The organism is Citrobacter sp. Cc139, from assembly GCF_030334645.1.
Classification (GTDB): domain Bacteria; phylum Pseudomonadota; class Gammaproteobacteria; order Enterobacterales; family Enterobacteriaceae; genus Citrobacter; species Citrobacter werkmanii.
Window position 1 is genome coordinate 336,516 of the sequence record NZ_JAOWDM010000090.1, and the last position, 22,412, is coordinate 358,927.

General features: G+C 48.3%; 22 protein-coding genes, 1 pseudogene and 1 other annotated feature. Of the genes and pseudogenes, 10 read left to right on the forward strand and 13 right to left on the reverse strand.

From position 1 onward, the window contains the following. Positions 1-40: 40 nt before the first annotated feature. The 4 genes and pseudogenes from plaP to OGV69_RS18045 all read right to left on the reverse strand — a co-directional run bounded on the left by plaP (position 41) and on the right by OGV69_RS18045 (position 3,467). The gene (gene plaP / locus OGV69_RS18035; protein ID WP_003030167.1) at positions 41-1,402 is read right to left on the reverse strand and encodes a putrescine/proton symporter PlaP; all 1,362 of its coding nucleotides are present in this window, start codon (positions 1,400-1,402) and stop codon (positions 41-43) included. Further along, positions 1,392-1,454 carry a membrane protein YoeI gene (yoeI, locus tag OGV69_RS25230; protein WP_110498811.1) on the reverse strand — a complete coding sequence of 21 codons (63 nt, stop codon included), beginning with the start codon at positions 1,452-1,454 and terminating at the stop codon, positions 1,392-1,394. The genes plaP and yoeI overlap by 11 nt, the downstream gene beginning before the upstream one ends. A 162-nt stretch (positions 1,455-1,616) precedes the next feature. Next, positions 1,617-2,601: pseudogene (locus OGV69_RS18040) on the reverse strand (LysR substrate-binding domain-containing protein). 41 nt (positions 2,602-2,642) lie between these two features. Then, entirely contained in the window at positions 2,643-3,467 is an 825-nt protein-coding gene (locus OGV69_RS18045) for an SDR family oxidoreductase (RefSeq protein ID WP_069323522.1), read from the reverse strand. Positions 3,468-3,641: 174 nt separating this feature from the next. On the opposite strand from OGV69_RS18045, the gene hisL reads away from it, so the two are divergent. The 9 genes from hisL to hisIE all read left to right on the forward strand — a co-directional run bounded on the left by hisL (position 3,642) and on the right by hisIE (position 10,871). After that, positions 3,642-3,689 (forward strand): his operon leader peptide, encoded by a 48-nt coding sequence (hisL, locus tag OGV69_RS18050; RefSeq protein WP_100250077.1) that lies wholly within the window; start codon positions 3,642-3,644, stop codon positions 3,687-3,689. Then, positions 3,665-3,787, forward strand: a sequence feature (His leader region). Its footprint overlaps the gene before it by 25 nt. 44 nt (positions 3,788-3,831) lie before the next feature. Further along, on the forward strand, positions 3,832-4,731 hold the full coding sequence (gene hisG, locus OGV69_RS18055; protein ID WP_038641718.1) for an ATP phosphoribosyltransferase: 900 nt from the start codon (positions 3,832-3,834) through the stop codon (positions 4,729-4,731). A 5-nt stretch (positions 4,732-4,736) separates the two neighbouring features. Beyond that, positions 4,737-6,041: a histidinol dehydrogenase gene (gene hisD / locus OGV69_RS18060; protein WP_038641720.1), complete on the forward strand. Its 1,305-nt coding sequence runs from the start codon at positions 4,737-4,739 to the stop codon at positions 6,039-6,041. Then, the gene (gene hisC / locus OGV69_RS18065; RefSeq protein ID WP_069323521.1) at positions 6,038-7,117 is read left to right on the forward strand and encodes a histidinol-phosphate transaminase; all 1,080 of its coding nucleotides are present in this window, start codon (positions 6,038-6,040) and stop codon (positions 7,115-7,117) included. The genes hisD and hisC overlap by 4 nt, the downstream gene beginning before the upstream one ends. Beyond that, positions 7,114-8,181, forward strand: coding sequence for a bifunctional histidinol-phosphatase/imidazoleglycerol-phosphate dehydratase HisB (gene hisB / locus OGV69_RS18070; protein ID WP_069323520.1), 1,068 nt, complete (start codon positions 7,114-7,116; stop codon positions 8,179-8,181). The genes hisC and hisB overlap by 4 nt, the downstream gene beginning before the upstream one ends. Beyond that, positions 8,181-8,771, forward strand: a complete 591-nt coding sequence (hisH, locus tag OGV69_RS18075) for an imidazole glycerol phosphate synthase subunit HisH (protein ID WP_038641727.1) — start codon at positions 8,181-8,183, stop codon at positions 8,769-8,771. The genes hisB and hisH overlap by 1 nt, the downstream gene beginning before the upstream one ends. Next, a complete protein-coding gene (gene hisA, locus OGV69_RS18080; protein ID WP_069323519.1) occupies positions 8,771-9,508 on the forward strand; it encodes a 1-(5-phosphoribosyl)-5-[(5-phosphoribosylamino)methylideneamino]imidazole-4-carboxamide isomerase in 738 nt (245 codons plus the stop codon). The genes hisH and hisA overlap by 1 nt, the downstream gene beginning before the upstream one ends. After that, positions 9,490-10,266 carry an imidazole glycerol phosphate synthase subunit HisF gene (gene hisF / locus OGV69_RS18085; RefSeq protein WP_069323518.1) on the forward strand — a complete coding sequence of 259 codons (777 nt, stop codon included), beginning with the start codon at positions 9,490-9,492 and terminating at the stop codon, positions 10,264-10,266. Before hisA ends, hisF begins: the two co-directional genes overlap by 19 nt. Then, the gene (hisIE, locus tag OGV69_RS18090) at positions 10,260-10,871 is read left to right on the forward strand and encodes a bifunctional phosphoribosyl-AMP cyclohydrolase/phosphoribosyl-ATP diphosphatase HisIE (RefSeq protein WP_069323517.1); all 612 of its coding nucleotides are present in this window, start codon (positions 10,260-10,262) and stop codon (positions 10,869-10,871) included. The genes hisF and hisIE overlap by 7 nt, the downstream gene beginning before the upstream one ends. Positions 10,872-10,947: 76 nt before the next feature. Here hisIE and wzzB read toward each other — a convergent pair whose 3' ends face one another. Then, on the reverse strand, positions 10,948-11,928 hold the full coding sequence (gene wzzB / locus OGV69_RS18095) for an LPS O-antigen chain length determinant protein WzzB (RefSeq protein ID WP_069323516.1): 981 nt from the start codon (positions 11,926-11,928) through the stop codon (positions 10,948-10,950). A gap of 400 nt (positions 11,929-12,328) precedes the next feature. Between wzzB and OGV69_RS18100 the strand changes: the two genes are divergently transcribed. Next, entirely contained in the window at positions 12,329-13,333 is a 1,005-nt protein-coding gene (locus OGV69_RS18100) for an NAD-dependent epimerase (protein ID WP_069323515.1), read from the forward strand. 59 nt (positions 13,334-13,392) lie between these two features. Here the strand turns inward: OGV69_RS18100 and ugd are convergent, their stop codons facing one another. From ugd to cpsG, 8 genes are all read right to left on the reverse strand, one after another. Then, positions 13,393-14,559, reverse strand: a complete 1,167-nt coding sequence (ugd, locus tag OGV69_RS18105; RefSeq protein ID WP_069323514.1) for a UDP-glucose 6-dehydrogenase — start codon at positions 14,557-14,559, stop codon at positions 13,393-13,395. 197 nt (positions 14,560-14,756) lie between these two features. Next, on the reverse strand, positions 14,757-16,163 hold the full coding sequence (gene gnd / locus OGV69_RS18110) for an NADP-dependent phosphogluconate dehydrogenase (RefSeq protein WP_069323513.1): 1,407 nt from the start codon (positions 16,161-16,163) through the stop codon (positions 14,757-14,759). 127 nt (positions 16,164-16,290) lie between these two features. Next, positions 16,291-17,187, reverse strand: a complete 897-nt coding sequence (locus OGV69_RS18115; RefSeq protein WP_069323512.1) for an alpha-1,2-fucosyltransferase — start codon at positions 17,185-17,187, stop codon at positions 16,291-16,293. An 11-nt stretch (positions 17,188-17,198) separates the two neighbouring features. Further along, positions 17,199-17,936, reverse strand: coding sequence for a glycosyltransferase (locus tag OGV69_RS18120; protein ID WP_069323511.1), 738 nt, complete (start codon positions 17,934-17,936; stop codon positions 17,199-17,201). A gap of 2 nt (positions 17,937-17,938) precedes the next feature. Continuing rightward, positions 17,939-19,102: an O-antigen polymerase gene (locus tag OGV69_RS18125; RefSeq protein WP_069323510.1), complete on the reverse strand. Its 1,164-nt coding sequence runs from the start codon at positions 19,100-19,102 to the stop codon at positions 17,939-17,941. Positions 19,103-19,104: 2 nt separating this feature from the next. After that, positions 19,105-19,758 (reverse strand): CatB-related O-acetyltransferase, encoded by a 654-nt coding sequence (locus OGV69_RS18130; protein ID WP_077223863.1) that lies wholly within the window; start codon positions 19,756-19,758, stop codon positions 19,105-19,107. Beyond that, the gene (locus OGV69_RS18135) at positions 19,759-21,027 is read right to left on the reverse strand and encodes an MATE family efflux transporter (protein WP_069323509.1); all 1,269 of its coding nucleotides are present in this window, start codon (positions 21,025-21,027) and stop codon (positions 19,759-19,761) included. A 13-nt stretch (positions 21,028-21,040) separates the two neighbouring features. Beyond that, positions 21,041-22,408: a colanic acid biosynthesis phosphomannomutase CpsG gene (cpsG, locus tag OGV69_RS18140; RefSeq protein WP_286469443.1), complete on the reverse strand. Its 1,368-nt coding sequence runs from the start codon at positions 22,406-22,408 to the stop codon at positions 21,041-21,043. Positions 22,409-22,412: the final 4 nt, after the last annotated feature.

Here is a 22,412-nt window from a genome sequence, read left to right on the forward strand (position 1 = left end):
GGAGAACATGTCTCCGTTTTTTTTCAGCTAAATGCAGTTATTACGCGATATCTTCGTCGTACTGCGGTACCGGGTTGCGGAAGCTTTTGGTCACGCACGCCAGGTAGATCAGACCGATACCCGCCCAGATCAGGCCCAGAACCATTGAGCTTTCTTCCAGGTTCACCCACAGCGCGCCAACGGTCAGCGCACCGCACATTGGCAGGAACAGGTACTGGAAGTGATCTTTCAGCGTCTTGTTACGCTTCTCACGGATCCAGAACTGGGAGATTACCGACAGGTTAACGAAGGTAAACGCCACCAGCGCACCAAAGTTAATCAGCGCCGTCGCCATCACCAGGTCGAAGTTGATTGCCAGCAAAGCAATCGCACCAACCAGAATGATGTTCATGGACGGAGTACGCCATTTCGGGTGTACATAACCGAAGAAACTTTTCGGGAATACGCCGTCACGACCCATCACGTACATCAGACGCGCAACGCCTGCATGCGCCGCCATACCGGATGCCAGTACGGTAATGGTAGAGAAAATCAGCGCGCCGACCTGGAAGAACTTACCAGCAACATACAGCATGATTTCCGGCTGCGAAGCATCCGGATCCTTAAAGCGCGAGATATCCGGGAAGTACAACTGCAACAGATAAGTGGAGACGATAAAGATCAGGCCACCAATCAGCGCAGTCAGGAAAATCGCACGCGGGATCACGCGCTCAGCATCTTTGGTTTCTTCTGACAGGTTGCTGATACCGTCAAACCCGGTGAACGAGAAGCACAGAATGGTAGCCCCTGTGATCATCGGGATCACGTGCGCATCACCCGACCAGAACGGACGGCTGCTCGCCAGCGTACCGGCGCCTTCCCCTTCGAACACGCCATAAACGACCATGCCGAGGATCACTGCAATCAGCACCACCTGCAACAACACGATCACGGTGTTGAAATTAGCGACGGACTTGAGGCTACGCAGGTTGAAGGCGGTCATAAAGGCCACCAGCGCCACCACGAACATCCACGATGGAATCGAAGGCACCAGCGCTTCAAAATAAATTTTCGCCAACAGAATGTTGATCATCGGCGCGAACAGGTAGTCCAGCAGCGATGACCAGCCAACCATAAAACCAACGGTCGGGCTAATGGATTTCTGAGCGTAAGTGTAGGCAGAGCCTGCGGACGGATAGCGGCGTACCAGCTTACCGTAGCTTAGTGCGGTAAAGAGGATGGCGATCAGTGCGAAGGCGTAAGCTGTCGGGACGTGACCATCGGTCATTCCTGAGACGATACCGAATGTATCGAACAGCGTCATCGGCTGCATATAGGCAAGGCCCATCATGACAACCGGAACCAGCGTAAGCGTTTTACGTAATTCCACGCGAGAGGTGTTTGGAGTAGCGTTATGCGACATGGTTATCCTCCATTACGGCGAAAACCGTCGCGTAAGCAAAAAATTGCCCCATTTTTTGTTAATCCTCAGCGACAACAACTGTCGATTTTTAAGTAAGTATCTATCCGGTACGAAGCCCGGCCTCTTTTATGAATGATTGGTTTGATGCAAAAAAATAACCGACGCGTATTAAAACGTCGGTTAATGTCATTTTTTGCAAGCGGCGTATTTTGCACTAATTTGGGGAGAAATAACAAGAGATTGAAGCAACTGTAAAAAAATATTTTTTCTCAACTGATTGATTTATCAGCATCCGTTTTAACGTACACCCCGGCAATAGCACTATTTGCTAAAATCTCGTCCCGCCACCAGGCGCTGGCAAGCCCGGCGGTCTGTTCATTCCACCCTATCCACACGGGTTCAAACAGAATTTGTCCGACCACTTTCTTCTCAATCAGCGCGCCGCTGTCCAAAAATCGCTGCGCCAGATAACGGGGAATATATCCGCATCCCAGACCACTGATTTGCAGCTCCAGCTTGGTTTTGAAGTCAAAAACGGTAATCGCTTCCTGATCGTCCAACACCTGAACGCCGGAGATGTTCGCTTGATGCGCATTCTCTCCCACCACGATGGCGCGAAATCGTCGAATAGTACGCCGATGTAACGGTTCCTGTTCCTGTGCCAGCGGATGATGCGGCGCAACCACAAACACCTGTTCCAGCGCGCCAAGCCGCGCAAAACCAAATTCGCTCCCCGCCGGCGGTTCGTGCATAGCGCCGACAATAATATCCGCCCGCCCCTGAGTAAGTGCATCCCAGGAACCACCCAGCACGCCGTTAATAAACTTCAGGCGCGTCACACTGTGATGTTGATAGAAGGATTCGATAAGGGGGGCCAGCAGTGAAAAGGGAAACGTATCATCGACGCCGATGACCAGTTCATTCTCCCAGCCTTCATGAAGTTTAATGGCTTGCTTTTCGAGTTCGCGGACGGAGTGCAATACCTCTCGCCCCTTTTCCAGCAGCATTTGACCGGTGCGGGTAAACTTAGCCCGGTGCCCACTGCGATCTAATAACTGAATATTAAGATCGCTTTCCAGTTTATGGACGGTGTAGCTAAGCGCAGACGGCGTCTTATACAATTTTGCCGACGCCGCCGCGAAACTGCCCTCTTTTTCTAACGCATCGAGGATGATAAGAACGTCCAGCAGTGGTTTCATACTCGCCCCCTGGCGGTATACAGCGACACTCTGCTGGCCTGTCACTCCATCGGCATCACCAGCGGATCGGGATACTGGTACTCAAATCCAAGCTCATTACAAATACGGCTGCCATCAATGACTTTACCTTTACCGTTATCCGCACCGCCGCGAAATTCCGGCGGTTCCATCCCCAACTGGCGGGCCATCTGCGGATAGAACACGTTACGCGCCGGATGCATAGGCGCACATATATTATAGATGTGTCCCCCTTTGGGCGCTTGCAGCAGCAACGTGATGGCAGAAACGACATCATCCAGGTGCACCAGATTGACGCCATGGTGTCCATCTGGCGCCGTCTTTCCAGCGAAAAAGCGGCCGGGATGTCTTCCCGGGCCAACCAGTCCGGCCAGACGCAGAATATCTACCGAGGTGCCAGGCAGGTTATGCAACCAGTCTTCAAGATCTTTCAGAACACGCCCGCTGGCGGTGACCGGGTTACGCGGCGTCCCCTCTTTCACGATGCCCTGGACATCGCCATAGACCGACGTCGAGCTGGTAAAAATAATCCGCGGGATCCGGTACGCCAGCGCACTGTCAACCAGTTCCTGCATGGCCTGCAGGTAAAATGTCTCCCCCGGCCCGCTACGGCGCGCAGGTAGCGTTATAACCAGTGCATCAGCGTCCATGAGCGCGTCGAGATCGTCAGCCTCACAGACCAGTTCAGGCTCCAGGCGCAGCGAGTAACTCTCGATACCGCTCATACGGGCCGCTTCTACCCCATCCAGTGTGGTTTTGCTGCCGGTAACCTGCCAGCCTCTCGCCGCCAGCGACATGGCTAACGGCATGCCTAACCAACCTAACCCGACAATTGCGACCTTTTTCATGCCTTCTCTCCTGACTTTTGGCCTATAACGCAAGGCTACGCCAGCCCACGGTGGCTGACAATTCATAGTATCAATATGAAATGAATTAATGATCAAAAAAAGCCCTTGCTTTCCGTAGCTAAAGTGGTTTAGGTTAAAAGACATCAAATGAATAAACATTCATCGAGAAAATTTATGACACGCGCTCAATTTAAACACCATCATCACCATCATCCTGACTAGTCTTTCAGGCGATGTGTGCTGGGAGACATTTAAATCTTCCAGCGGTGCATGAGCGTATGAGAAAGCCCCCGGAAGATTTCTTCCGGGGGCTTTTTTTGTGCGTGACCCAAACTGATTCAGACAGGATAACGAGGAACAAACAATGTTAGACAACACCCGTTTACGCATAGCTATGCAGAAATCAGGCCGTTTAAGCGACGATTCACGCGAATTACTGGCCCGTTGCGGCATTAAAATTAATCTTCACACCCAGCGCTTAATTGCGATGGCAGAAAATATGCCGATTGATATCCTGCGCGTGCGTGATGACGATATCCCGGGTCTGGTGATGGACGGCGTCGTTGATCTGGGCATTATTGGGGAAAACGTTCTGGAAGAAGAGCTGCTCAACCGTCGGGCACAGGGTGAAGATCCTCGCTATTTTACCCTGCGTCGTCTGGACTTCGGCGGCTGCCGTCTTTCGCTGGCGACGCCGGTTGATGAAGCCTGGGATGGCCCGGCAGAACTGAACGGGAAGCGTATCGCCACCTCTTACCCGCACCTGCTCAAGCGTTACCTCGATCAAAAAGGGGTGTCATTTAAATCCTGTCTGTTAAACGGTTCTGTCGAAGTCGCCCCCCGCGCGGGCCTGGCCGATGCAATCTGCGATCTGGTGTCAACCGGCGCGACGCTTGAAGCTAATGGTCTGCGTGAAGTGGAAGTGATATACCGCTCTAAAGCGTGTCTGATTCAGCGCGATGGCGAAATGGCCGCAGCCAAACAGCAACTGATCGACAAACTACTGACCCGCATCCAGGGGGTTATTCAGGCTCGCGAATCCAAATACATCATGATGCACGCACCGAGCGAGCGTCTGGACGAAGTTATCGCCCTGCTGCCTGGCGCTGAGCGCCCAACCATTCTGCCACTGGCGGGTGATCAGCAGCGCGTGGCCATGCACATGGTCAGCAGCGAAACCCTGTTCTGGGAAACAATGGAAAAACTGAAAGCGCTCGGCGCCAGCTCTATTCTGGTGCTGCCGATTGAGAAGATGATGGAGTAACGACCATGAGCTTCAATACCCTGATTGACTGGAATAGCTGTAGCCCTGAGCAGCAGCGCGAATTACTGATGCGCCCGGCGATTTCCGCCTCTGAAAGCATTAGCCGCACGGTGGCCGAGATCCTTGAAAATGTCAAAAACAACGGCGACCAGGCATTGCGCGAATACAGCGCGAAGTTTGATAAAACCGAGGTCGGTGCGCTGCGCGTCACTGAGGAAGAAATTCAGCAGGCCGGGAATCGTCTGAGCGACGAGCTGAAACAAGCCATGCAGGCGGCAGTACGTAATATTGATACTTTCCACAGCGCGCAGATCCTGCCGCCGGTGGATATCGAAACCCAGCCGGGCGTGCGCTGCCAGCAGGTTATCCGCCCCATCGCTTCCGTGGGCCTGTATATCCCAGGGGGATCGGCACCGCTGTTCTCTACTGTATTAATGCTGGCGACCCCGGCGCGTATCGCGGGCTGTAAAAAAGTGGTGCTGTGCTCGCCGCCGCCGATTGCCGATGAAATCCTCTACGCCGCGCAACTCTGTGGCGTGAAAGAAGTGTTTAACGTGGGCGGCGCACAGGCCATTGCCGCGCTGGCACTGGGCACGGAGTCTATTCCAAAAGTCGATAAAATCTTTGGGCCGGGCAACGCCTATGTGACCGAAGCCAAGCGTCAGGTCAGCCAGCGTCTTGACGGCGCGGCAATCGATATGCCTGCCGGACCGTCCGAAGTATTGGTTATCGCCGACAGCGGCGCAACGCCGGATTTCGTCGCCTCCGACCTGCTCTCTCAGGCCGAGCACGGCCCGGACTCGCAGGTGATCCTGCTGACGCCGGACGCTAAGCTTGCCGAAGGCGTGGCCGAAGCCGTTGAACGCCAGCTCGCCGAGCTGTCCCGCGCCGACACCGCGCGTCAGGCGCTCTCCGCCAGCCGTTTAATCGTGGCGAAAGATCTGGCACAGTGCGTTGAAATCTCCAACGCCTACGGTCCGGAGCACCTGATCATTCAGACCCGCAATGCACGTGAGCTGGTGGACGACATTATCAGCGCCGGTTCGGTGTTCCTTGGCGACTGGTCGCCGGAATCCGCAGGCGACTATGCTTCCGGCACTAACCACGTGCTGCCAACTTACGGCTATACCACAACCTGTTCCAGTCTGGGGCTGGCTGATTTCCAGAAACGGATGACCGTACAGGAATTAACACCACAAGGTTTCTCTGCGCTGGCCGCCACCATTGAAACCCTGGCCGCGGCTGAGCTGCTGACCGCCCACAAAAATGCCGTCACCCTGCGCGTTAACGCCCTGAAGGAGCAAGCATGAGCACTGACAACTTTCTCAGCGTCACTGATTTAGCCCGTAAGAATGTCCGCGAGTTAACGCCTTATCAGTCTGCCCGCCGTCTTGGCGGTAACGGTGACGTCTGGCTCAATGCGAATGAATATCCCACCGCCGTTGAGTTTCAGCTAAGTCAGCAAACGCTGAACCGCTATCCGGAGTGCCAGCCGAAAGCCGTGATTGAGAATTATGCGCAGTATGCAGGCGTCAAGCCGGAGCAGGTGCTGGTCAGTCGTGGCGCAGATGAAGGGATCGAGCTGCTGGTGCGCGCTTTTTGCGAGCCGGGTAAAGATGCGATTCTGTACTGTCCGCCGACTTACGGCATGTACAGCGTCAGCGCTGAAACGATTGGCGTTGAATGCCGTACCGTCCCGACACTTGACGACTGGCAACTGGATTTACAAGGTATCGCGGACAAGCTTGATGGTGTGAAGGTGGTCTACGTATGCAGCCCTAATAACCCAACGGGCCAGTTGATTAAGCCACAGGATCTGCGTTCGCTGCTCGATATGACGCAGGGTAAAGCTATCGTGGTTGCCGATGAAGCGTATATCGAGTTTTGCCCGCAGGCCACGCTGGCGGGCTGGCTGTCTGAATATCCGCACCTGGTAATTTTACGCACACTATCCAAAGCGTTTGCTCTCGCCGGTTTACGCTGCGGGTTTACGCTGGCAAATGAAGAAATTATCAATCTGCTGTTAAAGGTGATCGCCCCTTACCCGCTCTCTACACCGGTGGCGGATATCGCCGCCCAGGCGCTGACGCCGCAAGGGGTTGCCGCCATGCGCCAACGCGTCCAGCAGATCCTGCAAGAGCGTCAGTTCCTGGTGGAGAACCTGAAAACAATTCGCTGTGTAGAACAGGTTTTCGCTTCTGAAACCAACTATGTTCTGGCGCGCTTCACCGCCTCCAGCAGCGTATTTAAATCTTTGTGGGATCAGGGCATTATCTTACGAGACCAGAACAAACAACCTTCGTTAAGCGGCTGCCTGCGTATTACTGTCGGAACCCGTGAAGAGAGCCAGCGCGTCATTGACGCCTTACGTGCGGAGCAAGTATGAGCCAGAAGTATCTTTTTATAGACCGTGATGGAACCCTGATTTCCGAACCGCCAAGTGACTTTCAGGTCGATCGCTTTGACAAACTGGCTTTTGAGCCGGAAGTCGTTCCCGTTTTACTGAAGCTGCAAAAAGCGGGTTTTAAGCTGGTGATGATCACCAACCAGGATGGACTGGGAACCCAGAGCTTTCCACAGGCCGATTTTGACGGTCCGCATAACCTGATGATGCAAATATTCACCTCTCAGGGCGTGAGGTTTGATGACGTGCTGATTTGCCCGCACTTGCCGGCCGATGAGTGTGCTTGCCGTAAGCCAAAAGTGAAGCTGGTTGAGCAGTATCTGGTTGAACAGGCTATGGACACCGAGAACAGCTACGTCATTGGCGATCGTGCCACAGATATTCAACTGGCTGAAAACATGGGGATTAGCGGATTACGCTATCACCGGGACACCCTGAACTGGGCGATGATCGGCGAGCAGTTGACCAAACGTGACCGCTACGCCCACGTTGAGCGCAATACCAAAGAAACGCAGATTGACGTCAAAGTCTGGCTGGACCGCGAAGGTCAAAGCAAAATCAATACTGGCGTTGGCTTCTTTGACCACATGTTGGATCAAATCGCCACCCACGGCGGTTTCCGTATGGAGATAGCCGTCAAAGGCGATCTGTATATTGACGATCACCACACCGTAGAAGATACCGGTCTGGCGCTGGGTGAGGCCTTAAAGCTGGCATTAGGTGATAAACGTGGTATCAACCGTTTTGGTTTTGTCCTGCCGATGGACGAATGTCTGGCACGTTGCGCGCTGGATATCTCCGGACGTCCGCACCTGGAATACCGCGCTGAGTTTACCTACCAGCGCGTTGGCGATCTGAGCACGGAGATGATTGAACACTTCTTCCGCTCACTCTCCTACACCATGGGCGTTACCCTGCACCTGAAAACCAAAGGAAAAAATGACCACCACCGTGTGGAAAGCCTGTTTAAAGCCTTTGGCCGCACGCTGCGTCAGGCGATTCGCGTAGAAGGCGATACGCTACCCTCCTCAAAAGGAGTGCTGTAATGAACGTGGTGATCCTGGATACCGGCTGCGCCAACCTGAATTCGGTGAAATCCGCCGTTGCGCGCCATGGATACGACCCGGTTGTCAGCCGCGATGCGGATGTGGTGCTCCGGGCCGATAAGCTGTTTCTACCCGGCGTTGGTACTGCGCAGGCGGCCATGGACCAGTTGCACGAGCGTGAACTTATTGAACTGATTAAAGCCTGTACGCAACCGGTGCTGGGGATCTGCTTAGGTATGCAACTGCTTGGCCGCCGCAGCGAAGAGAGTAATGGTGTCTCCCTGCTGGGCATTATTGAACAGGACGTCCCCAAAATGACCGATTTTGGCCTGCCGCTGCCGCATATGGGCTGGAACCGTGTGTATCCACAAGCAGGCAATCGTCTGTTCCAGGGTATTGACGATGGGGCGTATTTCTACTTTGTCCACAGCTACGCGATGCCAGTGAACCCATGGACTATCGCCCAGTGTCATTACGGTGAACCGTTTACCGCGGCAGTGCAAAAGGACAATTTCTTTGGCGTGCAGTTCCACCCGGAACGTTCGGGTGCGGCTGGGGCGCAGTTGCTGAAAAATTTTCTGGAGATGTAATGATTATTCCGGCATTAGATTTAATCGACGGCACGGTGGTGCGTCTTCATCAGGGTGATTACGCACAGCAACGTGATTACGGCAACGATCCACTGCCCCGCCTGCAGGATTACGCGGCACAAGGCGCACAGGTACTGCACCTGGTCGATCTGACCGGGGCAAAAGATCCGCAGAAACGACAAATACCGCTGATTAAAACGCTGGTCGCGGGCGTCAATGTTCCGGTGCAGGTTGGCGGCGGTGTGCGTACTGAAGCGGACGTTGCGGCACTGCTTGACGCCGGCGTGGCGCGCGTAGTGGTCGGTTCGACGGCGGTAAAATCCCCTGAGGAAGTGAAGAGCTGGTTTACCCGTTTTGGCGCCGACGCGCTGGTGCTGGCGCTGGACGTACGCATTGACGAACACGGTAATAAACAGGTTGCGGTCAGCGGCTGGCAGGAAGATTCCGGGGTTTCGCTGGAAGAGCTGGTGGAAACCTATTTACCCGTTGGTCTGAAGCATGTGCTGTGCACTGATATCTCCCGCGACGGTACGCTGGCGGGTTCAAACGTCGCGCTTTATGAAGAAGTGTGCGCTAAATATCCGCAGGTGGCGTTTCAGTCATCTGGCGGTATAGGTGGAATTGAGGACGTAGCCGCCCTGCGCGGGACTGGGGTTGGCGGCGTGATCGTCGGACGAGCCCTGCTGGAAGGTAAGTTCACCGTTGAGGAGGCCATCCAATGCTGGCAAAACGCATAATTCCTTGTCTGGATGTTCGCGATGGACAGGTGGTAAAAGGCGTCCAGTTTCGCAATCACGAGATTATTGGCGACATCGTTCCGCTGGCAAAACGCTATGCCGATGAAGGCGCAGATGAACTGGTCTTCTACGATATCACTGCCTCCAGCGATGGCCGTGTAGTCGATAAAAGCTGGGTATCGCGCGTGGCGGAAGTGATCGACATTCCGTTCTGCGTTGCCGGTGGGATTAAGTCCATCGATGATGCGGCGCGTATTCTCTCCTTCGGGGCAGATAAAATCTCCATCAACTCCCCGGCGCTGGCTGACCCGGAGCTTATCACGCGTCTGGCGGACCGCTTTGGCGTACAGTGCATCGTAGTGGGTATCGATACCTGGTATGACGCCGCAACCGGTAAATATCACGTTAACCAGTATACCGGTGATGAGAGTCGTACCCGCATCACGCAGTGGGAAACGCTGGATTGGGTGCAGGAAGTGCAGAAACGTGGCGCAGGCGAAATCGTGCTGAACATGATGAATCAGGACGGTGTGCGTAACGGCTATGACCTGGAGCAGCTGAGAAAAGTGCGCGACGTTTGCCACATACCGCTGATTGCCTCCGGTGGCGCAGGCACCATGGAACACTTCCTCGAAGCCTTCCGTGATGCTGACGTTGACGGCGCGCTTGCCGCTTCCGTTTTCCACAAACAAATTATCAATATTGGCGAGTTAAAAACGTACCTGGCAACACAGGGCGTGGAGATCAGGATATGTTAACGAAGCAACAATGTCGCGAGCTGGACTGGGAAAAAACCGACGGATTGATGCCGGTCGTGGTGCAGCATGCGGTATCCGGCGAAGTATTGATGCTGGGTTATATGAACCCTGAGGCGCTGGATAAAACGCTTGAAAGCGGTAAGGTAACCTTTTTCTCGCGGACCAAACAACGCCTGTGGACCAAAGGTGAAACCTCTGGCAACTTTCTTAATGTGGTTAACATCGCGCCTGACTGCGACAACGACACCCTGCTGGTGCTGGTTAACCCGATTGGGCCAACTTGCCACAAAGGCACCTCAAGCTGCTTTGCTAACACCAGTCATCAGTGGCTGTTCCTGTATCAACTGGAACAACTTCTGGCTGAGCGTAAAACCGCCGATCCGGCAAGCTCTTACACGGCCAAGCTGTATGCCAGTGGCACCAAACGCATTGCGCAGAAAGTGGGGGAAGAAGGCGTGGAAACCGCACTGGCCGCCACCGTGCACGATCGTTTTGAACTGACGAATGAAGCCTCTGACCTGATGTACCACCTGCTGGTTCTGCTACAGGATCAGGAGCTTGATCTGACCACCGTGATTGAGAACTTACGTAAGCGTCATCAGTAATCGGCAGACGTAAAAAAACCGGGCGCTGTGAACTGCCCGGTTTTTTTGTGCTCAGAATAAAACTGCCTTCGACCTGCTACGCTCTGGCTTTGTAACCACGCAGCGCATTTCGCCCCAGCACGATACCGGCACCAATCATTCCCCCCAGCAGAACGGCCAGTACCAGGGTAATGGCTTTTTTCGGACTGTCACGACGAATCGGTAACGTTGGTTTCATCACGTAGCGATAGGAGTGCAACTCTGCCCCTTCAAGCTTAAGATTTCTGATATCAAGCAGTTTTTGTTTTGTCTGGAAGTAGTTATCAGACAATATCAAAGGACGCGTAGACTCGTGCTCAATCATGGATTTCAGAGCATCACTACCCAACAGGAACATACTATCCTGTGTAACATCTTGAGTTTGCTGAATTTGCGGCTTAATCACACCAGCCTGTTCAGCATAACGCAGCGCTTCCTGGATTTGCTTAATTCGCAGATCTTTTTGTTCCTGAGCGACCACTTCCTGAGTCTTCAGAGAATCTTCTAGAGTACTGGTTTGCAGCTGAATGTTATCAGCCAGGTCAAGCTCCAGCTCTTTGGCAACCTTTTCATCTGTTTGTTGAATGTATTCAGCCAGCTGACGCTGAGCTTCTTCTGGAGAACTCGCCACATAGGAGACCGCTAACGGAAGTGGTTGGCCTTTAACAGACTGCTCAATCGACAGTTTCTGTGGTTCTTCCTGATTAGCAAGCGTTTCTGCCAGGGCAGAGAAAGAGGTACTGAAACGACCAACCACATTTGTCTGAAGTTCAGTCACCTTAGGCGCGTTGGCTCCATACAACACGTTGAGCGCGTTGTTATAGGTGGCAATTTGTCCAACATCGGGTTGAGTAATAATTGCAGTAGAGGTCCATTTCTCTTTAGCAACCACCAGATAGCCCACCGCCAGAACAATGGTAACAACGATCGCGATAACGATTGTTGTTTTCCCACGCCATAACTGCAGCAGCAAATCAATCAGATCAATCTGTTCCGGATCGTTACCGCGCCCGGACATGTTGTTATCACTTACAGACATAGATCCCCTAATTAAGGAAGGAAGGACTTAAACTCGAATTAGTTTAGCTAAAAATTGAAGCAATTCCATAGGATTAATGATAAAAAATCAAATTGATTGAGAGATTTTGATTGGTATTTTAGCCACTTGAGAAAAAAGGAAGGAATTTAAAAAAAGTGTCAATACTGAATGGCCACTGTTTGCAGGAAAAGCGTCAAACAGCGGATTAAATGTCATCAAGCGTAAATGCCAGACATTCTCGTTAATTAAATTCACGGCATGAATATTTATTAACTTACCACTAAAAATGGCATGCGTAAAAAGGATAACCATTAGCTTTTTTGCCATCTGACGGTATTATTTCACTTTTCGTCGCACCAGATAGTGCCTGGCTGCTTTTTAGCCGAAAAGAGGAACGAACATGAAATACCTGGTTACGGGGGCTGCTGGTTTCATCGGCTTCCATGTTAGCAAACGCCTCCTTGAGGCTGGCCATCAAGTCGTCGGTATCGATAATCTGAACGATTACTACGACGTGAGTCTTAAGCAGGCCCGTCTGGAGCTGCTGGTACACCCCGGCTTCCAGTTTCATAAGATTGATTTAGCCGACCGGGAAAGCATGTCTGCACTCTTCGCATCCGGGCATTTTGATCGTGTGATCCATCTCGCTGCACAGGCTGGCGTACGCTATTCACTCGAAAATCCGCACGCTTACGCAGACTCAAACCTCACTGGCTTTCTGAACATACTGGAAGGTTGTCGGCATAATAAAATTCAGCATTTACTTTATGCCTCTTCCAGCTCGGTATACGGCCTGAATCGCAAAATGCCTTTCTCAACAGATGATTCCGTCGATCACCCCGTATCCCTGTATGCTGCAACCAAAAAAGCCAACGAACTGATGGCCCATACTTATTCTCATCTGTACGGATTGCCCACAACCGGCCTGCGTTTCTTTACTGTATACGGTCCGTGGGGTCGCCCGGATATGGCGCTGTTCAAATTCACCAAAGCGATGCTGGAAGGGAAAAGTATTGACGTCTATAACTACGGCAAAATGAAGCGTGACTTTACCTATATTGGTGATATCGCAGAAGCAATTATTCGCTTGCAGGATGTCATTCCTGCGCCCAACGGGGAGTGGACTGTTGAAAGCGGTTCTCCGGCAACCAGCTCCGCGCCGTATTGCATCTACAATATCGGCAATAGTTCACCGGTTGAACTGATGGATTATATCAAGGCTCTGGAAGAAGCTCTTGGCATCGACGCGACAAAAAATATGCTCCCGCTACAACCCGGTGATGTGCTGGAAACCAGCGCGGACACCAAAGCACTGTATGACGTTATTGGTTATAAACCTACAACAACGGTTAAAGATGGGGTTAAGAACTTTGTTGACTGGTACCGTGATTTCTACAAAGTTTAATGAGTAATCTGCTTAAAATAAAAAGGCCTTTAATAAGGCCTTTTTTGTCGAGATGATGATTAATCACTACCGAACAAATCGCGGGTATATACTTTTTCTGCAACATCTGCCAATTCAGACGTCATTCGATTAGAAATAATAACATCCGCTTCATTTTTAAACGCGTTTAGATCGCGAACTACCCGAGAGTGGAAAAATTCATCCTCTTCCATGACCGGTTCATAAATAATAACGGGTATGCCCTTGGCTTTAATACGCTTCATGATCCCCTGAATAGAAGATGCACGGAAGTTATCAGAACCACTTTTCATGATCAATCTGTACACGCCAACCACTTTAGGCTTACGCGCCAGAATGGAATCTGCAATAAAGTCTTTACGCGTACGGTTAGCATCGACGATCGCGCCGATAATGTTATTCGGCACAGATGCGTAGTTCGCCAACAGTTGCTTAGTGTCTTTCGGTAAGCAGTAGCCACCGTAGCCAAAGGACGGATTGTTGTAATGATTACCAATACGCGGATCCAGACATACACCTTCAATAATTTGCCGGGTGTTCAGACCAAGACTTTCGGCATAGCTATCAAGCTCGTTAAAATAGGCCACGCGTAACGCCAGATAGGTATTAGCGAACAGCTTGATGGCTTCGGCTTCAGTAGAATCAGTAAACAGCGTCGGAATATCTTTCTTCACCGCACCTTCCTGCAGCAGCGCGGCAAAGCGTTCTGCACGTTCGGAGCGTTCACCTATGACGATACGCGACGGATGCAAATTGTCGTATAGCGCACGACCTTCACGCAGGAACTCAGGCGAGAAGAAAATATTATCAATGCCAAACTGTTCTTTAATTGAATTGGTAAAACCAACCGGAATGGTGGATTTGATGACCATCACCGCTTTTGGGTTAATTGCAACCACATCGCGGATAACGGACTCGACGCTGGAGGTGTTGAAGTAGTTGGTCTTCGGATCGTAATCAGTCGGTGTCGCGATGATCACGTAATCCGCATCACGATAGGCATCATACTTATCAGTCGTTGCACGAAAATTCAGCTGCTTTGTCGCCAGGTACTCTTCGATCTCTTTGTCAACAATCGGCGATTTTTTCTGATTCAGCATCTCGACCTTCGCCGGGACGATATCCAGAGCAACCACTTCATGGTGCTGGGCGATCAGAATACCGTTGGATAAGCCGACATAACCTGTTCCTGAGATAGTTATCTTCATTCGCTCTGTAACTTCTTCCAGTTAAACATTGAGGTTGAGCACACCACCAGCATTGTGGCGGATCGGCTCAGCATTGAATGAGTATATCGTGATTTGCTATAGCACCGCCTATCAGACCTGACCGAATCCCATTTTTTGACAATAAAAAAGCCCGGAGGAACGCTCCGGGCCTGGCTTTAGCAGTTGGCTATTTCAGATTAATCCAGCCATTCGGTGTGGAACACGCCTTCTTTATCGATGCGTTTATAAGTGTGCGCACCGAAGTAATCACGCTGGGCCTGGATCAGGTTCGCCGGCAGTACCGCAGCACGGTAGCTGTCGTAGTAGGCAACGGCAGCAGAGAAAGTCGGTACCGGAATACCATTTTGCACAGCGTAAGCCACGACATCACGCAGCGCCTGCTGGTACTCATCAGCAATGTTTTTGAAGTACGGAGCCAGCAGCAGGTTAGCGATACCCGCATTCTCCGCATAAGCATCGGTGATTTTCTGCAGGAACTGCGCACGAATGATGCAGCCCGCGCGGAAAATCTTCGCGATCTCGCCGTAGTTCAGATCCCAGTTGTACTCGTCAGACGCAGCACGCAACTGAGAGAAGCCTTGCGCGTAGGAGACGATTTTGCCCAGATACAGCGCGCGACGCACTTTCTCAACAAACTCAGCTTTATCGCCAGCCAGTTTAGCCTGCGGGCCGGACAGCACCTTAGATGCCGCCACGCGCTGATCTTTCAGAGAAGAGATGTAACGCGCGAATACGGACTCGGTGATCAGCGACAGGGGTTCGCCCAGATCCAGAGAGCTCTGGCTGGTCCATTTACCGGTGCCTTTGTTCGCTGCTTCGTCCAGGATCACGTCAACCAGGTATTTACCCTCTTCATCTTTTTTGGTGAAGATGTCTTTGGTAATGTCGATCAGGTAGCTGCTCAGCTCACCTTCATTCCACTCGGTGAAGGTGGTTGCCAGTTCTTCATTAGACAGGTTCAGGCCACCTTTCAGCAGAGAATAGGCTTCAGCAATCAGCTGCATGTCGCCGTATTCGATACCGTTGTGAACCATCTTCACGTAATGACCCGCGCCGTCAGCGCCGATGTAGGTCACGCACGGCTCACCATCTTCCGCCACAGCAGCAATTTTGGTCAGGATCGGCGCAACCAGTTCGTAGGCTTCTTTCTGTCCACCAGGCATGATGGACGGGCCTTTCAGTGCGCCCTCTTCACCGCCGGATACGCCGGTACCGATGAAGTTAAAGCCTTCTGCGGACAGTTCACGGTTACGACGAATAGTATCCTGGAAGAAGGTGTTACCACCATCAATGATGATGTCGCCTTTATCCAGATACGGCTTCAGGGAGTCGATGGCAGCATCTGTGCCTGCGCCCGCTTTCACCATTAACAGGATACGACGTGGGGTTTCAAGAGACTCGACGAACTCTTTCACCGTGTAATAAGGAACCAGTTTCTTACCCGGGTTCTCGGCAACAACTTCTTCAGTTTTTTCGCGGGAGCGGTTGAAGATGGAGACGGTATAACCGCGGCTTTCGATGTTGAGCGCCAGGTTGCGCCCCATCACTGCCATACCGACAACGCCGATCTGTTGCTTAGACATTACATACTCCTGTCAGGTGTGGTCACCGCGCAAGGTATGCGCGGCTTGAATGTGGTCCACATATTAGCTTAAACCACCGTAGTTTTACAGTTGCAGAACTCTTCCGCAAACATGTAATTACATATTGTTAGATAGTTATCCAACTGTCTTTTTTAAGCGCAGTTTCATTATTTCCCTGAAACCACTGTTTAGGTGAGATAACCAATTTATCTTCGTACTTATTCAACCATGCCCCCCACCAACTATAAGTACTATTAGCAATAATATTATTCTTGCATAAAGACATTAGATACATGTCAATTGCGCTAAAGTCATATCCTTGGTTATTCACGACATAGCAGTTTTTACGTGTAGAGAATGCCTTTTGCGCCCATTCAATATCATCAGAAAAAATGACAAATAACTGTTCACCAAGTTGGTTATCAACATAATTCATAGCATCGTTATAATAATCCAAACTCAACACACCATGGAATTTTGCTGCATGTTTATTTGTTACATAATCGCCACGACGAATATGCAACGATGTTATATCGCCCTGTTTCTGGATTAAAGAATAAACTTCCAGATTAGTGCAATACTCGAGAAGATCCGCACGGAGCTCAAATAACGGTAAAATTAACTCTCGATTATTATCAAGCAACTCAGAATTCTGATAAAACGAGAACAAGCATGCTTTATCAATATTTTTAATAGATTGAGGATGATAAAATAAAGCGTCTGGAAGCACATATTTATCAAGTAAAACAGAAGATGAAAAGTATAATAAGTTAGTTGGTAACGGAATTTTTTTTAATTTCCTTAATATATTTATTTTACTCTTCTCCGTTTCAGAACTAACACGGTCATAACTAACATTAAATTGATCAAGTTCCAAACAACGTTTAGTATCATTTTTGGGTTGATTAAAGTAATAGCTATCATCGAGCACTAATGTATCATCAGGAAAAAACTGCTTAAGAATATAAGCTGCAGAATATTGGAACATTTGATTACCTAGTCCGCCAGAAAGACAACTATACACAGGCTCAATCCTTATTTAATTAACGCTTTAGAGAAATGATATATGCAGGAAATTAGATTTATCGCTCTTTTATTTTTTAAAAACTCACGTAATGAATACGCCGCACATTCATAGTATGCAAGATTTGATTTTTGAGTTGATCTCGCATGAACTCTATAGTTTAGTAATGGCACTTCCATATTATCCCAACGTGGTTTAGCCTCACGCATTCTTAACCAAAGATCATAATCTTCAGAGTTGAAACCACCACTATAGCCCCTAAACTTCAGAAAAAAATCTTTTCTGAACATTACAGAAGGATGAGCAAAACAATTCTTAAAAATTATTCTTTTATCTATAGTATCCTTAGATGGATAAGTTCTCAACTTCAAAAAATTGTCATCCTCATCAATTAGGTTAATTGCTGAGCCAACTAAATCGAGTTCATTAAGCTGAAGGTACTTTATTTGCAATTCCAGGCGCTGAGGCAAGGATATATCATCAGAATCCATGCGTGCAATAATATCATATTTTGACTCTGATATTGCAAGGTTAAGAGAGAAACCTAGTTGACCAATGCTTGTTTCAATGACCCTAATATTTTTCTTATTTACCACTTCTTTTTTTATAATGGCAGCAATTTCACTGGCATTATTGCCATTAGCGACAATAATTAACTCAAATTCCGTATAGGTTTGATTCAGTATGCTATTAATTGCAGGCATCACATATAAATCAAATCTATTAATACACATAACAACTGAAATCATATCTAATTAGGTCCTTTCATACTTATTGTTCTTCTAACTACCCAAAGAGTAAAGATCAATGGCAAAATGAAAAAGTTAATATTTACAAAATTATTATACATCATCGAAAAAATGCAGGACATTACAAGGAATGGCTGAAATATATATGATACTGGAGAATTACTTCTTTGCAAATACATATACTGGACTATAAAACCAACTATATATGCATATACAAAACTAAATATTCCTAGCGAGACATATGCGCTGCCCACAAAACCGATAGGTGATGTGACATCTGGGAATTCAAGATTAATTGCGGATGCCGGAATGATCTTCTGCGGAACGAACCAATTAAAAAAATAGTATATATCGTGTATATTATTTTTAATAACATAGCTAAAGTTCACCACTGGCGATCCAAAATAAAACCCACCAATAAAGCGAAATAAGAAATCAAAACTAAATGATAAATCTTGCTCTGGGTTTCTGATTATTCGGGTAAAAGCAAATAACACAACAATTATTAAACCAATCAATGTACCTTTATTTATTGATATTCTACGTTTGGAGTATAACATCATCGCGAAAAAAACATATAACAACGACTGTAATTTTGCATAACTTATAAATTTAACTACAATAATCAACAAACTGAGTAGCACAATTTTTCTATTATCATTAGTCAGACGGGACATTCCTAGCATAACAAGGCCTAAGTATCCCAATAATAACGACACACCATGAATACCCAATGGAGATGATGCAATTCTCGCTTCAATTGTTTGCGCACTAACCCCCCCACCTATATATATATTCACGAGATTAGCGTCGCTCATATAATATTGACAAATAAAAAAAGTCAGTATGTTTAGAATTAAAATATAATTAAACAACTTTTTGTAAAATAAATCATCATATAGATAAAATCTTCTTTTCCTGCCGAGTGATGGATACTTGAACAGATAAGCAATAAAGGCTCCAATTAAAAAGAAACCATAGAATACCAGAGATATAATCAATACTTTATAGTCTGGTGTCTCATTAAAAATGCTAAAAGAATTCCATTCTTCATTACTTGTATATAATTGAAAAAGTGTATTGAATACAATTGCTATTGTAATTAATATTACAGGATTAAAAAAACATCTAAAATCGTTATTTGCCGGGATACTTACCTGATTCATATTCATTCCGGATCTGAATGTTTAAACGCTGCTACATTTCTTCTCAGTACATCATAATCATTTAGCCACCATTGGGCCCTTTCAAGTTCCGCCTGTTTAAGCTTATCAAAGCGATAATATAGTACTTTGCATGGCACCCCTGCAGCAACCGCGTACGGTGGAATATTTTTAGTCACGACGGATCCAGCACCAATAAGTGCACCGTTACCAATACTAACGCCATCCAGAATAATAGTATTGGCACCAATACATACATCATGACCAATATTTATATTCTTAGTTTCCTCAAACTTATGATCCAGAGGAGGTGGTGTGTTTCTTGAAAGCCAATGTTCCGAATTTTTTCCATAGCAGAATGGATGGGTGGATATAAATTCTGATACAGGATGCTTGCCTAATCCCATCTTGACTCCTTCAGCAATTGAGCAAAAACGTCCAATGGAAGTATTCAAAATTGTGCAATTCCGCTGGATATAGGAGTGCCTACCAACTGATGAATTAAAAAGAAGTGTTGAATTATATATTTTTACATTTTGTTCAAAATCTACATTACTAATTCGTGCGCCAGGGTAAACGGTAACCCCTCGGATACAATAAATGATGTTTTTAAAAAAATAGAACAGAGGCGAAATAAAGTACTCTTTTAAAATATTCATTTATTTTCTCAGCAAGACAAATAAACCACCAATGACAAACGATATTCCCGCGTACATAATCCACATAATACCACCAATAACAATTGAGTTGTCCGTACTCATTGTCTTAAATGTAGCAAACATAAGTATAGCCGATATAATATTGCTAAATAAAATAATTTTCCCAGCTTTCATTCGCACTAGATTCGTGTAAATAAATGTATAGGGGATATTTATTAATACAGAAATACAAATTAATGACAGCGTGACAGCACCGTGCTCAACGATATAATTATTATGCGTCCAAATGCTCAAAACTTTTGATGAAAACATTATTGTTATTGCTATTGGCACCATTAACAATATCAATATCAATATTATTTTCTTAAATGAAAGAATGTTGAAGATGCTTCCATCACCCGACTTAGATAGGGCTGGTAATAACGCTTTCATTAGAGGATATTGTAACTGAAGAAACGACAGCCCTAATTGTGCAACAATAACGTAAACGCCATATAATTGAGTATCTAATGAATGCGATAATAGAATTTTATCAAGCTGCGAAACAAAAACACCAAAAATGACACCAAGAGAAAATATATAATTATCTTTTAGTATTTTCATTATTTTTTTCAACAATATTGAGTTGAATAATGTTTTCACTTTCACATCATGTTTAGTTATCCAAGCAAAGTTAAAAATAAACTCAAACATGGTTATTGTGGAATAAGCAGTAATATATACTATTGGTTTTGGCAGAAACAAAAGAAACAATAACGCCGTTGCATGTTTACATGTAAAAAAAGCAACTTGGCTAATATTTGTGTTAAATTGCTTCTGTGTTCCATTCCAGTACCCAACATTGATGTTATTGGCAAACTGAAAGAAAAATTGTATACCGAGCAATTGCATGCAAAGCTCAAGTTCTGTACTTCCACTCCCCGCATTAAACCATGAATGTGCTAACCAACCAGCCGCATTAATTAGAAATATAGTTCCAGCGAAAGCAACACTGAAGTATATCCAAAAATATGCAGCGAAGGTATTTTCAGGTTTGCTGGACTTGGCAATATCCCTCGGCATAATTTGTGAGCAACCAGCATCAAGAATCAGAAGCATCGCTTGCACACTCAAACAGGCTGATACAATCCCCCATCCCTGGGGGCTTAACATTTTTATATATAAGGGGATGAGCAATATTATTCCTCCCCCCATCCAAGCCATACCTGCATAATTAAATAAGGTATTACGTAAGAAAATATTTTTCTTATCAGTTAAGAATTTAAGCATATTTTATAAAATATTATTTAGAGGCTTCTAGTAGATCAATAATTATTGATGTCATTTTTTGCATAAGTATTTTATCTGCCCTTGACTCAACATTGAGTCGCACCACCGGTTCGGTATTGGAAGAGCGTAAATTGAAGCGCCAGTCGACAAACGACATGCTGATGCCATCCGTTCTGTCCACCGTCAGCGCTTCCCGGGAAAAGTGCTGCTCCACCCGCGCTATCGCTGCCGTCGGATCCGCCAGCGTGCTGTTTATTTCGCCACTCGCCGGGTATGCCGCCATCCGGTCACGGACCAGTTCGCCCAGCGACTGTCCTTTCAGACACAGCAGCTCCGCCACCAGCAGCCACGGGATCATCCCACTGTCGCAGTACGCAAAGTCGCGGAAATAGTGATGCGCGCTCATCTCGCCGCCGTAAATGGCATCTTCATGGCGCATCCGCTCTTTGATAAACGCGTGTCCGGTTTTTGACATCACCGGTTTACCGCCTGCCGCCGTCACCACATCCACGGTGTTCCAGGACAGGCGCGGGTCGTGGATAATTTTCGCCCCCGGATTCTTCTCCAGAAACGCTTCCGCCAGCAGACCGACAATGTAGTACCCTTCTATAAACTGGCCTTTTTCATCAAACAGGAAGCAGCGGTCAAAATCCCCGTCAAAGGCAATCCCCATATCCGCACCGTGTGCAATCACCGCGTTACGCGTGTCTGCCCGGCACTCCGGCAGCAGAGGATTGGGAATACCGTTGGGGAAATTGCCATCCGGCGTGTTGTGAATTTTGATGAACTCGACCGGCACGCCCAGCGCCTTAAAACGGGCTTCAATGGCATCCACCACCGGGCCTGCCGCGCCGTTACCGGCATTGAGCACCAGCTTCATCGGTTTCAGGTTGCCGGGATTGATGTAACCCAGCAGGTGGTCGATGTAGGCATCGCGAGGATTGATCCGCTGGTAGCGGCCACGTTTGCTCTCATCAACCGCCGGGAAGTCATTCGCTTCCGCCAGACGCTGCACGTCGCGCAGACCGGTATCACCGCTGATGGGCCGTGCCCCTTCCCGCACCAGCTTCATGCCGTTGTAATCCAGCGGATTATGGCTGGCGGTCACTTCAATGCCGCCATCAACGCCAAGATGGAAAGTGGCGAAATAAATCTCTTCGGTGCCCGACATGCCAATATCCAGCACATCCACCCCTGCATCCTGCAGGCCTTTCGCCAGCGCCAGCTTTAGCGCCTCGCTGGTCAGGCGGACATCGCCGCCGAGGACGATGGTTTTAGGCTGCAAAAACTCGCCGTAAGCGCGGCCAATACGCCACGCAATCTCTTCATTTAACTCTTCGCCCAGTCGGCCGCGGATGTCATACGCTTTAAAACAGGTCAGTTTT

Coding starts and splice junctions, on each gene's coding strand:
- plaP (WP_003030167.1), bottom strand. CDS start 1,402: ATGTCGCATAACGCTACTCCAAACACCTCTCGCGTGGAATTACGTAAA.
- OGV69_RS18045 (WP_069323522.1), bottom strand. CDS start 3,467: ATGAAAAAGGTCGCAATTGTCGGGTTAGGTTGGTTAGGCATGCCGTTA.
- hisG (WP_038641718.1), top strand. CDS start 3,832: ATGTTAGACAACACCCGTTTACGCATAGCTATGCAGAAATCAGGCCGT.
- hisD (WP_038641720.1), top strand. CDS start 4,737: ATGAGCTTCAATACCCTGATTGACTGGAATAGCTGTAGCCCTGAGCAG.
- hisC (WP_069323521.1), top strand. CDS start 6,038: ATGAGCACTGACAACTTTCTCAGCGTCACTGATTTAGCCCGTAAGAAT.
- hisB (WP_069323520.1), top strand. CDS start 7,114: ATGAGCCAGAAGTATCTTTTTATAGACCGTGATGGAACCCTGATTTCC.
- hisH (WP_038641727.1), top strand. CDS start 8,181: ATGAACGTGGTGATCCTGGATACCGGCTGCGCCAACCTGAATTCGGTG.
- hisA (WP_069323519.1), top strand. CDS start 8,771: ATGATTATTCCGGCATTAGATTTAATCGACGGCACGGTGGTGCGTCTT.
- hisF (WP_069323518.1), top strand. CDS start 9,490: ATGCTGGCAAAACGCATAATTCCTTGTCTGGATGTTCGCGATGGACAG.
- hisIE (WP_069323517.1), top strand. CDS start 10,260: ATGTTAACGAAGCAACAATGTCGCGAGCTGGACTGGGAAAAAACCGAC.
- wzzB (WP_069323516.1), bottom strand. CDS start 11,928: ATGTCTGTAAGTGATAACAACATGTCCGGGCGCGGTAACGATCCGGAA.
- OGV69_RS18100 (WP_069323515.1), top strand. CDS start 12,329: ATGAAATACCTGGTTACGGGGGCTGCTGGTTTCATCGGCTTCCATGTT.
- ugd (WP_069323514.1), bottom strand. CDS start 14,559: ATGAAGATAACTATCTCAGGAACAGGTTATGTCGGCTTATCCAACGGT.
- gnd (WP_069323513.1), bottom strand. CDS start 16,163: ATGTCTAAGCAACAGATCGGCGTTGTCGGTATGGCAGTGATGGGGCGC.
- OGV69_RS18120 (WP_069323511.1), bottom strand. CDS start 17,936: ATGATTTCAGTTGTTATGTGTATTAATAGATTTGATTTATATGTGATG.
- OGV69_RS18125 (WP_069323510.1), bottom strand. CDS start 19,102: ATGAATCAGGTAAGTATCCCGGCAAATAACGATTTTAGATGTTTTTTT.
- OGV69_RS18130 (WP_077223863.1), bottom strand. CDS start 19,758: ATGAATATTTTAAAAGAGTACTTTATTTCGCCTCTGTTCTATTTTTTT.
- OGV69_RS18135 (WP_069323509.1), bottom strand. CDS start 21,027: ATGCTTAAATTCTTAACTGATAAGAAAAATATTTTCTTACGTAATACC.